Below are 14,359 nucleotides of genomic sequence, written 5' to 3'. Positions count from 1 at the left end.
TTGTTATGATGGGGATTCAGTTTTGTAAAAAATTCTTATTTTAGAATTTGATTTAGCTTTAACAAATTTCTTAATTTGCTGTTTTTTGCATTTAAAGTTACATTTTACAAATACATACTTAAGACTACTAAGGTTTTTATTTGTTGTTAAATCTAACGTATTATTTAAATCACTAACATTATTTAATGTTATAGTAATTAACTCTACAGCATTGTAAATTTTATTATTTAATAAGCTAAACGATTTACTATCCTCAAAAGTTATTTTTTTTATTTCACCTTCTCCATACACTTTATTTATAGTATTATTACTAATATAAGTTGTGGTATGTAGTTTTTGAGCTAGGTTATAAAATTTACCTCTATTGTCTTCTTTATATTTTTTCACTTTTACTTTAGACAATTCATCATCATTTGTAAGTTCGAAAATATCATTGTCTTGACCTAAAACTTGTCCTGTATACATAAGAGATGTAAAGCACACAAATATAAAAGTGTAAAATGTTAAAGCTGATTTATTCTTCATAATTATTAAATTTAAAACTATACTATAATATACTAGACACTATTTCAGTGCTTTAGTCACTGTAAATAACTAAAAAACAAAGAATAGAGTTAAAGTTTTTGAGGGAAAAACTGTGAGGGAAAACATTGAAAATCAATGCTGTTTTATAACTAGAAACTAGATTTGGGGTCATAATTTTCAATTTTTTATAGTAGGTAAAGCAAAACAACGTATATGTTACAGCTTTATCAAATAAAAGTGTTAAATCACTTATAAATTCGATAAAAAGGTAGCTATCATCTTTTTATCGATTTAATAAATCAACTTATCGATTGCTGCTAAAACATAACTACTTATAAATTTGCTGGTTAGCTTATAAATTTTTTCCATTCTATTTTTTTAATTACATTACCATTCTAATAAAGAACAAATAAATTGATTTTAATCGAGAAAAACAACTTTTAGTCGATAAAAAACGCATTTAATCGAATATTTATGAAAAAACTAATTTTGGTACGGCATGCAAAATCTTCATGGAAACACAATGTTATTGACCATGAAAGACCATTAAACGAAAGAGGAGTTAATGATGTAGAGATGATGTCTAATCACTTAAAAAACAGAGATTTAATAATTAATAAAGTGCTATCTAGTGATGCTGTACGTGCAAAAACTACAGCAAACGCATTTATTTTAAACTTGAATATTGATAAATATTTAATGGATTTAAACCATAATTTATATGATTTTTCAGGGCAGAATCTTATTAAAACTATTAAAGAAGTAGATGTATCAATTAATACGTTAATGGTTTTTGGGCATAATCATGCCATAACAGATTTTGTAAACACTTATGGTGATAAATATATTGAAAATGTACCAACCTGTGGCGTAGTAATTATTGAATTCGACATAGATAATTGGGCGGATTTAAATAAAGGAAAAACGGTATATACATTATTTCCAAAAGATTTAAAATAACACGTTGTAATAGATGATTCCTAGATAAATTATTAAGTATAAATAGAATATATTTGTTATAATATTTGCTTAAATAAAAATATGACTAAAGCTGAAAAACATAATAATGTATACATTAATAGAGAAATAAGTTGGTTGCAGTTTAATGCAAGAGTTTTACAAGAAGCCACAGATAAAACAGTGCCATTAATTGAACGTTTACGCTTTTTAGGTATTTTCTCTAATAATTTAGATGAATTCTTTAAAGTAAGATATGCTACCGTTAAAAGAATTGTAGAAGCAGGAAAAGGAGGTAAAAATGAGCTTGGAGGCATTAAAGCAAAAGAGTTATTAGAAATCATAACTCAGATTGTAATTAAGCAACAAAGCGAAAGCTTGGGTATTTTAGATAGTATTAAATACAAGTTAGAAGAAGAAAATATTTACATAATAAACGAAACCCAAATTGATAATACCCAGCATGATTTTATAAAAAAATATTTTGTACAAAGTGTAAGTCCTGCACTAGTAACAATTATTTTAAACGATTTAGTGCAGCTACCAAATTTAAAAGACACTGGAGCTTATTTAGCGGTACGAATGATAATGGCTAATAATGAAAAACAATTTGCTTTATTAGAAATACCAAAATCAATAAATCGTTTTGTTGAATTACCAAAGCAAGGAGATAAAAGTTTTATTATTCTTATTGATGATTTATTACGTCATTGTTTAAGCGATATATTCAATATTTTCGATTATAAGAGTATATCGGCTCACATGATTAAAATTTCTCGTGATGCCGAATTAGATTTTGAAAGTGATTTAAGTAAAAGTTTTATAGATAAAATATCAGATAGTGTAAAGCACAGACAAGTAGGTGAGCCTGTAAGATTTGTGTATGATAAGACTATTGATAGTGATACCTTAGAGTATTTAATGTCTAAAATGGAAATTGACGATACAGATAGTATCATTCCTGGTGGGCGTTATCACAACAGACGAGATTATATGAGTTTTCCTAGTTTGGGAAGAACAGATCTTCTTTATGATAAAATAGAACCTTTACGCATTAAAGGACTTAGCTTTGAGTCCAGTATCTTTGAAGCTATTGCAACTAAAGAATATTTGCTTTACGCTCCTTATCATACATTTTCTTATATCGTTAAGTTTTTAAGAGAAGCAGCACTAGACCCTAAAGTAAAAACCATTAAAATTACTATTTATCGATTAGCAGAGATTTCTCATGTTGCAAGTTCGCTAATAAATGCAGCAATTAATGGAAAAACAGTAACAGTTTCAATAGAACTCCAAGCACGTTTTGATGAACAAGCCAATATAAATTATGCGCAACAAATGGAAGATGAAGGTGTGAATTTAATTTTTGGCGTTCAAGGGTTAAAAGTACATAGTAAAATGTGCGTTATTGAAAGAGAAGAGAACAGTAAAATAAAACGTTACGGTTTTATAAGTACAGGGAACTTTAACGAATCTACAGCAAAAATATATACAGATTATACGCTTTTTACCTCAGATCAGAGTGTTTTAAAAGATGTCAATAAAATTTTTAACTTCTTTCAAACTAATTATAAAATATTCAGGTATAAGCATTTAATTACTTCACCACACTATACTCAAAAAGCTTTATCTAAATTAATTGATGCAGAAATTGAGAAGGTTAAAAATGGAAAAGCTGGTAGAATTAGATTAAAAATGAATAGTATTTCTAGTTATGCAATGATTGATAAATTGTACGAAGCTAGTAGGGTAGGTGTTAAAATTCAAATGATAGTAAGAGGGATTTGTTGCTTAATTCCTGGTGTTAAAGGTATGAGTGATAATATTGAAGTTATAAGCGTTGTTGATAAATTTTTAGAACACTCTAGACTTTATATATTTGGTGAAGACAAGGATTCTAAAGTATATATATCATCAGCTGATTGGATGACGAGAAATATAGATAATAGAGTAGAGGTAAGTTGCCCAATTTATAACGAAGGATTAAAACAAGAAATTATTGACACCTATGCCATTTGTTGGAGCGATAATGTAAAAGCTAGGTTATTAAACACATCACAAGAAAATGAATATAGAATTAATGATAAACCAAAAGTAAGATCTCAAATTGCTATTTACAATTATTATCAAAACAAGTTAGAAAACTAGTATGCTTTCAATAAAAAAATACGCAGCTATAGATATAGGTTCAAATGCTGTAAGATTACTAATTTCAAATATTATCGAAGAGAAAGGTAAGCCCGTTCAATTCAAAAAAAATTCATTAGTTCGTGTTCCTATTCGTTTGGGTGCTGATGTGTTTATTAAACAAAAAATATCGAAAGAGAATACACAACGTATTTTAGATACCATGCTTGCTTTTAAGCTTTTAATGAAATCTCATAAAGTAGTAAAATATAAAGCCTGTGCAACATCGGCAATGCGTGAGTCTACAAATGGTAAAAAAATAGTCGATTTAGTATTAGAAAATTCAGGCATTAGTATAGATGTTATAGAGGGAGAAGAAGAAGCAGCTATTATTGCAGCTACAGATTTGAATAAGTTTATTGACGATAATAAAACGTATTTATATGTAGATGTTGGTGGAGGTAGTACAGAGTTTACTATTATTCATAGAGGAAAACAAACAGCATCAAAATCATTTAAAATAGGAACTGTAAGGCTACTTAACGATATGGTTAAAAAAGAAGCATGGGAAGAATTGCAACAATGGATAACTACTACTGTAAAGCCTTACGATAAAATAGATGTTTTAGGTTCTGGAGGAAATATTAATAAAATCTTCAAAATATCAGGGAAGGCATTAGGCAAACCCCTTACTTATTTCTATTTAACCTCTTATTATAATATGTTGCAAAGCTATTCTTATGAAGAGCGTATCACCGAACTTTCGTTAAATCAAGATAGGGCAGACGTAATTATTCCTGCTATGCGCATTTATCTTTCTGCAATGAAATGGAGTGGTTCAAAATACATATATGTTCCTAAAATTGGTCTAGCCGATGGTATTATAAAAAGTATATATTACGAAACAGTTTCTAGCAATACACAGTAAAATTGTGCCATTCATCTTTTAAAATACGAGTATTATAATTTTATAATATATATTCGTCCACATAAAATTGCTATTATTTTAAACCCAAACCTATTAAATAATAACTTATGAAAAAATTATTACTAATAACAGTATTGCTTGGTTTTTCATTTTCCGGATTTTCTCAAGATGATAATTCCACTAAAGCAATAGATTCGGCAAAAGTAAAGTCTAAAGGCTCTGCATTTAAAGGTGTAATGTATGGTGTAAGAGGTGGTTATAACATTTCTAATCTTGACTTTGATGCTGCGCCAACTATGAGTAATAAGCATAGAAACAGCATATTTGTTGGTTTTTTTGCTAATATTGGCTTATCAAATACAGTATCTTTAATGCCGGAAATTCAATTTTCTGCTGAAGGTGCTAATGAAGAAGCACTACATTTAGATTATATTCAAGCTCCCATTTTTTTTAGATTTAGACTTAGTGAAAAAATCCATATAGGAGCTGGACCACAAGTAGGTCTTAAGGTTCATAAATACGAAGATGGTGTTAAAAACTTTGCATATTCAGGAGTTGGAGGTATTGAATACAAATTATCTCATATGCTTTTTGCAGATTTAAGATACACTTACGGTTTCTCAAATATATTTGACGACCACTTAAACGTTGAAGCAAAAAACACAAATATTCAAATAGGTATTGGTTATAAATTTTAACCGTGTATGGTCTCGGTTTTACTGAGATTAGCCATAATTTCACTCTCATATTCAAGAAGTTGCTGCCATTTGGTGTCAACTTCTTTTTTATTGCCGTACTGTCTAGCAAAGCCTAAAAACATGGTATAATGATTAGCTTCACTTACCATTAATTTTCTGTAAAAATCAGCTAATTCTTTATCTTGTAATTCCTCAGAAAGTAGTCTAAAACGTTCACAACTTCTGGCTTCAATTAAAGCGGCATATAATAAACGATGCACCAATTGTGTAGTTCTGCTACCACCTTTTGCGAAAAACTTAAGTAATTGTACCACATAATCATCGCGTCTGTCTCTGCCTAAAGTCCATCCGCGCTTGATAATGATGTCGTGTACCATTTTAAAATGGCTTATTTCTTCTTTTACCAAAGCCACCATTTCTTGAACTAGTTCTGTATATTCAGGAAAACTAACAATTAAAGATATAGCAGTACTTGTTGCCTTTTGCTCGCAAAATGCATGGTCTGTAAGTATGTCTTCAATATTTTTTTCTACAATATTAACCCAACGCGGATCAGTTGGTAGTTTTAATCCTAACATAATTATAATAGGTTTTCAACAAGATTGATTTGACTTATTTTGATGTTTCCAAAGGCATTGATTGCAATACTAAAATCTTTATAAATTTCGGTTTCTGGAATGTTAAATGAAGTATTTAAAACTATAAAATCTTCAGTTGAATTTTCATAATCTATCCAAACATACTGCATAATGGCTTGTTCCCAAAAAGCTGGAGAACCAAATTTTTTGAATAGCTCTTTGTTGATAATATTTTGAGTTACTAATTTTTTGTTTTTTGAAATTTGAAAATGAGCTTCAAAGTTTTTAAAATGAAGTATTTTATTTATTTTGTTTGAAGGCTTTACAGTTTTAGATGAATAATCATTATCAAGTGCATAATATTGTATTTTAACTTGAAAACCTGTACTTAAAATGGTATCTGTTAAAACTTCGGTACGCTGTGCGGGAATGTATTTTATTTCCTCAGAAAAAGAATCAAACAGTTTGTTTTCTTTTAAAACTTCGGCATTTGTTTTGTACTTTCTATCACGTCCATCACAGCTAACTAAAGTAATAATTATAATAAAAATTAAAACGCATAACTTTTTCATAAACAAATAATTAAATATCTAAACCAAAAGTTTTTCTTAAAGTTTCAATATTAGGGTTTTTAGCCTTTAATTTTTCAAATTTATCCATATTCGTATAGGCGTATTTTTTCTCTAAAACTTCGTTTACAGTTATTGATAAACCAATATCAAAATTGTTTAAAGTTTTTCTAATAAAACCTAATAAATCGTATTGCTGACGTTCAACTTCTACCTTATTCGTTTCATTAGGGAATTCTAAATGAATAGTTGTTTCTTTTAATTTTGGAATATCAATCGATAAAATTGAAGCTAGATTATATTGCCCTTTATCTTCAATTTTTTTAACATATGCATTCCAAGTATCTACTAATTGCTTTTCTGTAAAAGGATCTTTTGGTAAATTTTCTTCATCTATTACAACATCCATCTGCCGTATTTGATGTTCTTTTTTTGCTTTTATACTGCTTAACGATAGTCCCGATGTACGTTTGCTGTCTTGCTTTAAAACAATTTTTGGTGGTTCTTTCACTTGTAAGTTAGCCACAGCTGCAGGAACGTAGTCTTTCCTAGAAGTGATTTCCAATTCATCAACTTCTAAAGCCTTATTTTTAGTAGTCTTATGTGGTATAGTTACAGGAATAGGAGTGATGCCCTTCCTTTTAAAATAAGAAGGTGGAATTATGTAATGTTTGCTATTTTTTTTTTCTCCATCAAAAGTGATAGAGGCAAGCTGCATTAAACATAACTCAACAAGTAAGCGTTGGTTTTTGCTAGTTTTGTATTTGAGATCGCAATCGTTCGCGAGATTAATACCTTGCATTAAAAATTCTTGCGAGGCTTTTTTAGATTGCTCTAAATATTTGTTTTTGGTTTGCTCTCCAACTTCAAGCAATTCAATAGTTTCTGGAGTTTTACTAACTAGTAAGTCTCTAAAATGAGACGCTAATCCAGCAATATAATGATGTCCGTCAAATCCTTTTGAAAGTGTATTGTTAAATTGAAGCAATAATTCAGGAATTTTATTTTCTAAAATAAGATCTGTGCTTGTAAAATAGGTCTCGTAATCAAGTACATTCAAATTTTCTGTAACGGCTTGTCGTGTTAGGTTTTTACCAGAAAAACTAACTACTCTGTCAAAAATAGACAAAGCATCTCGCATTGCACCATCTGCCTTTTGAGCTATGATATGTAGCGCATCATCCTCAGCTTTTACACCTTGCTCATCGGCAATATATTTTAAATAGCCTTTAGCGTCTTTAACAGTTATGCGTTTAAAATCAAAAATTTGACAACGTGATAAAATAGTTGGAATTATTTTATGTTTTTCGGTAGTTGCTAAAATAAAAATACAATGTTTTGGTGGCTCCTCTAAAGTTTTAAGAAACGCATTAAAAGCAGCTTGAGATAGCATGTGTACCTCATCAATAATATACACTTTGTACTTACCAACTTGTGGAGGAATACGAACTTGATCGGTTAAACTTCTAATATCATCAACGGAATTATTTGATGCTGCATCCAATTCAAAAATATTAAAGGCAAAATCTTCATCACCAGTTTCAGAACCATCACTATTAATCATTTTCGCTAAAATACGTGCACATGTTGTTTTACCAACACCACGAGGTCCTGTAAACAAAAGGGCTTGAGCTAAATGATTGTTTTCAATAGCATTTAATAAGGTATTTGTAATAGCCTGTTGCCCAACTACGTCTTTAAACGTTTGGGGTCTGTATTTACGAGCCGATACTACAAAGTGTTCCATGAAATATATTAAATAACAAAGTTAAAAATTCAATTCAGAATTCAGAATTTTGAACTTAGAATTTAATAGGAGTTATTAACAACTCAAGCAGTAAAATACATGTACTTTAAATATATTTAGATTTTGGTATTTGTTTATTGTAATTTTGTGCTCAAGTAAATCGCCTTATCGCTGCTTATGTAAATAAGTGGAGGAAAGTCCGAACACCATAGTGCAACATAGTGGTTAACAACCACCAGTCGTGAGGCTAGGAAAAGTGCAACAGAAAGTATGTACAGGTCATGCTGTAGTGAAACCAGGTAAACTCTATGTGGTGCAATGTCATGTAAACCAGTGCTTGAGGGCTGCACGCTCGATTGCTGGAGGGTAGGCAGCTAAAGTGTATGGGTAACTATACATTCAGATAAATGATAAGGGCTCTTTATTTTTAGGAATTCTTTTTCTAAAAGGAAAAGTACAGAATTCGGCTTATAGATTTACTTAGATATAATTAAACCCTTCTTAATTGCTAAGAAGGGTTTATTGTTAAAAAATGGTTGGTGAAAAATTAATTTTCTTTAGGCGAATACGATAAATCTGGGCGCATTTCACCTGAATATTCTTCTGTTCTTGTTGTATAATTCATTACTTTGCTAAAAACATCCCATCTGTCTGGACCCAAAACGTCTTGATTGGCTTTTCCTCTTGTGGCTGAATCTATTTCATCTTTTGCAGGAACAGATACTAAATAGTAATTTTCTAATTGTCCAAATCCGTTGCGGTATACATTATAATATTCTGTTGAGCCTTTGCTTTTAAAAAACTCCTTCACTGCTTTCATACCCTCTCGTATTTTTTTAGCATTTTCTGGTTTATAATACATGTAAAACCATTTTCTATAATTTTGAGCTTCTGCGGGCTTAGCATCTTTGGCTGGCTCATAGGATAACTTATCGTCTTTAAAAATAACATACGTTCCATGTGAGTCATAGCATTTATCGAAGCGATCAAACATATCGCCAAATTTGTCTCCCATAGCTTTTGCCATATCTGCAAACGGACGTTCGTCTAATTCTGCAAAGTTTTCAATTGGCGTAATGTAAAAGTATTTAAAATCGTTACTCATTGCCGTAAACCAAGTAGATTGTAGGTTGTGCTCTACGCATGCTGCATTAAACTCTTTAGCAATTTTTTCATACTCCATGAATTTAGAAGGCTTAACATTATCTTGATGAATTTGATAGGCTTGTTGAGCATTTAATAAATTAATTGAAAGGCATAAAATTAATGCCAATAAAAAAGTTGATTTGATTGTTTTCATATTTAGATATTTTAGTTGGTTAGTTATTGTTATTGCTGTTAGTTTAGTACATTAAGTAGCTATTACTGTTTTAATGATTCTTCTGCTGCTTTTTTTTCCATCTCACCGGCTTCAATTTCGATAAATGCAGCGGTAATAGAAGCGGTATCGTAATAGCCATACTCTTTTACTACTTTACCATCCACAAATTGAGAGGTTAAATGCACAGGAATTACTAACTCTTTACCATTTGCTTTTAGTTTCCCACTCCAAACGGACCAATAATTAACCCATTTTTTACCGTCTTTATCAATTACCATTTCTAATACCGTTTTTTCGTCTGAAAAGCCATAAGATGAGAAGTTAGCAATCATGTCTTGATGATTTTTCATGCTTTCTAAATAAGAAATTCCTATGTTTTTATTATGAAACACTTTTGCGGTATCTACAAATTGGGTTTTCCAAGAATCCCAATCTTGTGCTTCATAAGCTTTTATTCTTAATTTTAAGGATTCTATTTCTGGAGATTCAGAGAAATAACGTTCAGGTTCTCTGTTACACGCTAAAAGAAGGGAGAAAATAAACCCAAATAGGAGTAGTTTTTTCATTTTGTTTAAAGTTTTAATGAATATTATTCTTCTGGTGTTTCTATTTCAGTTTCTGAATTTGTTAATGCTTCAAATTCTGCATTCATAGAGGTGCCATCAAAATAAATATGTTCTTCAACAATTTTTCCATTAACAAATTGAACAGCTAAATGTACTGGCATAAGTAATTCTTTGTTAGTAGCTGAAAAGGTTGCTTTGTGTGCTGCCCAATAATAGACCCAAGTTTCGTCTTCTTTGTCTAAAACCATTTCAACATATTCTTTGTCATGATTAAAACCATAAGACGACATAGAACCTGTCATGCCTTTTAAGCCTTCTAATCTCTTTTCAACTGTTATTGGTTTGGTTGAATTAACAAATATTTTGGCGGTATCTGCAAAATGACTTTTCCATTTACTCCAATCTCCTGTTTCATAAGCGTTTATTCCTGCTTTTAATGTTTCAATTTCAGGAGATTCAGCAAAATAACGTTGTGGTTGATTTTGACAAGCAATAAATAACGTAATTACAAGTCCTAATAAAAAAAGTTTTTTCATTTGGTTAGTGGTTTAAAATGTTAGTATTAAATTCTAACCACAAAATAAGTATACAAGAAAGTGTATTGCTTTTTTGTTGAGAGTAAGGTATTAATAGAGTCTGGGACTCTTAAGGAGATTACTAATGTACTGAAAAAAAAGGAATTATAAACAAAATGTTAAAAAATTAATTTACTTCAAAAAAGCTAAACATATTAGCACCATAACTTTTTGAATAGCTAAAATGGATAAGATTAGATAAATCTGTATGTTTAGAATGCTCAACAATTAATAAACCTTCTTCTAATAATAAATTATTTTGAAAGATTAATTCTGGAATTTTTGTAAACAGTTCTTCAGAAAATGAATAAGGCGGATCTGCAAAAATGATATTGGCCTGTAGAGTTGTTTTTTCTAAAAACTTAAACACATCACTTTTAATAGTGTTAATTGGCATTTTAAAAGCTTCTGCTGTTTTATTTATAAACTTAATGCAGCCAAAATCTTGATCGACACTTGTAATTTGTTCTGTGCCTCTAGAGGCAAACTCGTAACTTATATTACCCGTACCTGCAAACAAATCGAGTACTGAAATATCACTAAAATAAAAATTATTATTTAAGATATTGAACAACGACTCTTTTGCCATATCAGTTGTTGGGCGCACTGGTAAGTTTTTTGGCGTTATAATTTTTCTGCTTTTATGTGTTCCTGATATAATACGCATTAGAAGCTATGTATTAAAGTGAAATTTGAATAGTTGGTTTTTGGTTGTTCTAAATAGTTGTAATTATCAAAACGATTGCCAAAACTAATGTGCCTTATATATTTATAAGTTATTTTATAAAATTCATCATCTTTAATAACGTCGCCAATAAGAATTAAATTGAGCGTTTCTGGATTTAGTTTTAATTGTTCGGCAGTAAAGAGTATATAATATATAAAATCTTCTTTTGTAGTGTATTCAAAAGTATTGTAAAAGATGAGTCTTCCTTTTTCTACAATAATTATTTCAAAATGATTTGTATTTACATTTACATAAACCCTAGTGTCGTCCACATTTTTTTCAATAAATAAAATACGCTCAATTAAAATAGTAGAAAAATGTTTATAAGTAAAGTTTCCGAATTTTTCATAAATAAAATTATTAATATTTACGTATGGCACATAAACGTTAACACTGTCGTTTGATTCAATAGTATCGAAAGCTATGAAATCAGATTTAAGTATCTTAGAATTAAACTTTAAATAATCTGCTAAACAGTCTTCTTTAAATAAAGGTTTTGGTACTAATGTAGAAAGCTCGTTAGTATAAATTATATTAACATTACTAAATGAAGCTTGTAAAACGGACTCTGTATTAAATAAATGAATAAGCTTATCTAGAACCTCAAACGGATTTAGCTTTTTTTCAAAACCAACATGCTTTAATGTTGTGATAGTTTTTGTATCACTTTGTAGTATACAAAAAGAAAGTCCACTCAAACTTATTTGAATGGACAATTCTAGATTAGTTAGTTTATTATAGTCTTTATTCGTTTGCGCCATATGTTTTTGGCCAGTTTCCTGCGGTATTTACTTCGTCCATAGAACCTACTTTTAACGCATCTCCATTAACGCCATCAACAGATACTACTTGATTTTCTTGAGAAAGGAGGTCTTTATCTTGATCAAATAAAATAACTGATTTTTTTACTAGTGCTTCAAAAACCGGTATTTTGGTATTGTTTTGTTCTAAAAAACCGGCTTTAAGTTCAAATTTAGAGCCTTCTTTTCCAACTGGTACATTCATCATAGTTTTATAGCGGTCGGAGTTTTTAAATAACGAATCTTTTACTGGCACAAACCCTAAAGTATCGATTAAAACTTTATCTTCATACATATCAACTCCAAATTGTTTAGTTAATACAGGGTCTATAACACTAGTATCTCTACGCTGTGTAATAGTATATTGAGCAGTATCAACAAACTTAACTAAATTATCAAAGTTGTTGGAAAACTTACCAGTTATTTTCCTGTGTGCTAATTGTGCATCTCTAATATCATTTAAACTTTCAATTACTTTAGCGTAGCGTTTGTTTTTTAATTTATTAAATTGAATGGGCGCATATACAGATTGGAATGTATTATACCCTAAAAAAGCAATAGCTACCCATAAAGCAAGTTGCAAAAGAGGTTTGAATTTTGTAGGAATAAATTTGTCAACTAACTTAACTAAGCCAATTGTAACAATAATTACAGCAATTGCAACGAGAATTAATTTCATGATACGTTATTTATTAGATAAATTTATTAATGGTCTTTCGCAAATCTACAATTTTTTTTTAATCGTAAAAACCAAAGTGCGTAAAAATCATTTCTATATTTGAATAATTTATAAAATATTATTGTTTTAATGACATCATCCGAATTTTACACCCTAATAAAACAACAATTTCCGTTTCAACCCACGTTAAAACAAAATATTGTTCTGCAACAGCTTTCAGAATTTATATTTAGCAAAACTCCAAATGCGCTGTATTTACTAAAAGGCTATGCTGGTACTGGTAAAACTACTATTGTAGGTTGTATTGTTACCAATTTATGGAAAGCAAAAAAAAGTGCTGTTTTAATGGCTCCAACCGGTAGAGCTGCTAAAGTTATTTCAAATTACTCAAGCAAAGAAGCGTTTACTATTCATAAAAAAATATATTTTCCTAAAAAAGATAAAGGCGGCGGTGTAAAATTTATTTTGCAGCCCAATAAGCACAAAAACACCATTTTTATTGTTGACGAAGCTTCTATGATTCCTGATACCCCAGGAGAATCTAAATTATTTGAAAACGGCTCGTTATTAGACGATTTAATGCAATATGTGTATTCTGGTTATCAATGCAAATTACTTTTAATTGGTGATACCGCACAGTTACCACCTGTAAAACTTGATTTAAGCCCTGCTTTAGATGAAAATAAATTGGCTTTAAATTATAACAAAGAAGTCACAAAAATGGAGCTTGATGAAGTGATGAGACAAGAAAGCGACTCTGGTATTTTAGAAAATGCTACGGTTTTGCGTGAAGCTTTATCAAATGATTTTTATGACGCATTTAAATTCGATTTAAACGGATTTAAAGATATTGTAAGACTTGTTGATGGTTACGAAATAATGGACGCCATTAACGATGCTTACAGCAGTTTAGGAAACGAAGAAACCGCAATTATTGTTCGCAGTAACAAGCGAGCTAACCAATATAATCAGCAAATACGCAGCAGAATTTTATTTAACGATCACGAGTTAACGGCTGGTGATTACTTAATGGTGGTGAAGAATAATTATTTTTGGATTAAGCCCACAACCGAAGCTGGTTTTATAGCTAATGGCGATATTATTGAAGTTTTAGAAATTTTTTCAATTAAAGAATTATATGGTTTTCGCTTCGCGGAAGTTAAAATACGTATGGTTGATTACCCAAAAATGAGACCTTTTGAAACTGTTTTGTTGCTAGATACTATTGATGCTGAAACACCGTCGCTACCTTATGAAGAATCTAATAAGTTGTATCAAGAAATTCAAAAAGATTATGAAAAGGAAACTAGTAATTACAAAAAATTCTTAAAAATAAAAGGTAATAAACATTTTAATGCATTGCAGGTTAAGTTCTCGTACGCTATTACTTGCCATAAATCTCAAGGAGGACAATGGAACACCGTTTTTGTAGAGCAACCCTATTTGCCAAATGGAATAGATAAAGACTATTTACGCTGGCTATATACTGCTGTTACAAGAGCCAAGGAAAAACTTTATCTTATAGGCTTTAAAGATGATTTTTTTGAGGAATAGTTTTTGAT

General features: G+C 30.0%; 15 protein-coding genes and 1 other RNA gene. 6 read left to right on the top strand and 10 right to left on the bottom strand.

Annotated elements, in window-relative coordinates:
• Positions 1 to 3: 3 nt before the first annotated feature.
• Positions 4 to 525, bottom strand: a complete 522-nt coding sequence (locus RG22_RS00795) for a hypothetical protein (protein WP_156113335.1) — start codon at positions 523 to 525, stop codon at positions 4 to 6.
• Positions 526 to 999: 474 nt separating this feature from the next.
• Here RG22_RS00795 and RG22_RS00790 point away from each other — a divergent pair, with 474 nt between their 5' ends.
• The 4 genes from RG22_RS00790 (at position 1,000) to RG22_RS00775 (ending at position 5,235) form a co-directional block, all read left to right on the top strand.
• Positions 1,000 to 1,485, top strand: coding sequence for a SixA phosphatase family protein (locus RG22_RS00790; protein ID WP_034039970.1), 486 nt, complete (start codon positions 1,000 to 1,002; stop codon positions 1,483 to 1,485).
• Positions 1,486 to 1,566: 81 nt separating this feature from the next.
• The gene (gene ppk1, locus RG22_RS00785) at positions 1,567 to 3,630 is read left to right on the top strand and encodes a polyphosphate kinase 1 (RefSeq protein WP_034039969.1); all 2,064 of its coding nucleotides are present in this window, start codon (positions 1,567 to 1,569) and stop codon (positions 3,628 to 3,630) included.
• 1 nt (position 3,631) lies between these two features.
• Positions 3,632 to 4,537, top strand: a complete 906-nt coding sequence (locus RG22_RS00780; RefSeq protein ID WP_034039968.1) for a Ppx/GppA phosphatase family protein — start codon at positions 3,632 to 3,634, stop codon at positions 4,535 to 4,537.
• 107 nt (positions 4,538 to 4,644) lie between these two features.
• Positions 4,645 to 5,235 carry a porin family protein gene (locus RG22_RS00775; protein ID WP_034039967.1) on the top strand — a complete coding sequence of 197 codons (591 nt, stop codon included), beginning with the start codon at positions 4,645 to 4,647 and terminating at the stop codon, positions 5,233 to 5,235.
• Here the strand turns inward: RG22_RS00775 and RG22_RS00770 are convergent.
• The 3 genes from RG22_RS00770 to dnaX are packed head-to-tail and all read right to left on the bottom strand — an operon-like array spanning position 5,232 to position 8,129.
• The gene (locus tag RG22_RS00770) at positions 5,232 to 5,813 is read right to left on the bottom strand and encodes a MiaE family protein (RefSeq protein WP_034039966.1); all 582 of its coding nucleotides are present in this window, start codon (positions 5,811 to 5,813) and stop codon (positions 5,232 to 5,234) included. The two genes, RG22_RS00775 and RG22_RS00770, sit on opposite strands and share 4 nt — an antisense overlap.
• Positions 5,814 to 5,815: 2 nt before the next feature.
• Positions 5,816 to 6,385 (bottom strand): DUF4738 domain-containing protein, encoded by a 570-nt coding sequence (locus tag RG22_RS00765; RefSeq protein WP_034039965.1) that lies wholly within the window; start codon positions 6,383 to 6,385, stop codon positions 5,816 to 5,818.
• Between the two features lie 10 nt (positions 6,386 to 6,395).
• Positions 6,396 to 8,129, bottom strand: a complete 1,734-nt coding sequence (gene dnaX / locus RG22_RS00760; protein ID WP_034039964.1) for a DNA polymerase III subunit gamma/tau — start codon at positions 8,127 to 8,129, stop codon at positions 6,396 to 6,398.
• Positions 8,130 to 8,281: 152 nt separating this feature from the next.
• Between dnaX and rnpB the strand changes: the two genes are divergently transcribed.
• Positions 8,282 to 8,616: RNase P RNA component class A (rnpB, locus tag RG22_RS17445), an RNA gene on the top strand.
• A gap of 60 nt (positions 8,617 to 8,676) precedes the next feature.
• Here rnpB and RG22_RS00755 read toward each other — a convergent pair.
• The 6 genes from RG22_RS00755 to RG22_RS00730 form a co-directional block, all read right to left on the bottom strand.
• Entirely contained in the window at positions 8,677 to 9,429 is a 753-nt protein-coding gene (locus RG22_RS00755) for a hypothetical protein (RefSeq protein WP_034039962.1), read from the bottom strand.
• Positions 9,430 to 9,491: 62 nt separating this feature from the next.
• On the bottom strand, positions 9,492 to 10,016 hold the full coding sequence (locus tag RG22_RS00750; RefSeq protein WP_034039960.1) for a nuclear transport factor 2 family protein: 525 nt from the start codon (positions 10,014 to 10,016) through the stop codon (positions 9,492 to 9,494).
• A gap of 23 nt (positions 10,017 to 10,039) precedes the next feature.
• Positions 10,040 to 10,552: a nuclear transport factor 2 family protein gene (locus RG22_RS00745; protein WP_052143577.1), complete on the bottom strand. Its 513-nt coding sequence runs from the start codon at positions 10,550 to 10,552 to the stop codon at positions 10,040 to 10,042.
• A 166-nt stretch (positions 10,553 to 10,718) separates the two neighbouring features.
• Complete coding sequence (rsmD, locus tag RG22_RS00740) at positions 10,719 to 11,258, bottom strand: 16S rRNA (guanine(966)-N(2))-methyltransferase RsmD (RefSeq protein WP_034039958.1); 540 nt, start codon at positions 11,256 to 11,258, stop codon at positions 10,719 to 10,721.
• A complete protein-coding gene (locus RG22_RS00735; RefSeq protein ID WP_034039956.1) occupies positions 11,258 to 12,079 on the bottom strand; it encodes a DUF3822 family protein in 822 nt (273 codons plus the stop codon). The genes rsmD and RG22_RS00735 overlap by 1 nt, the downstream gene beginning before the upstream one ends.
• Complete coding sequence (locus tag RG22_RS00730; RefSeq protein WP_244462159.1) at positions 12,063 to 12,800, bottom strand: hypothetical protein; 738 nt, start codon at positions 12,798 to 12,800, stop codon at positions 12,063 to 12,065. Before RG22_RS00730 ends, RG22_RS00735 begins: the two co-directional genes overlap by 17 nt.
• 126 nt (positions 12,801 to 12,926) lie before the next feature.
• Between RG22_RS00730 and RG22_RS00725 the strand changes: the two genes are divergently transcribed.
• Positions 12,927 to 14,351: an ATP-dependent DNA helicase gene (locus RG22_RS00725; RefSeq protein WP_034039954.1), complete on the top strand. Its 1,425-nt coding sequence runs from the start codon at positions 12,927 to 12,929 to the stop codon at positions 14,349 to 14,351.
• Positions 14,352 to 14,359: the final 8 nt, after the last annotated feature.

The organism is Wocania ichthyoenteri Th78 (assembly GCF_000789235.1).
GTDB classification, from domain to species: Bacteria; Bacteroidota; Bacteroidia; order Flavobacteriales; family Flavobacteriaceae; genus Wocania_A; species Wocania_A ichthyoenteri.
This window is presented reverse-complemented; position numbering and strand designations above follow the sequence as displayed.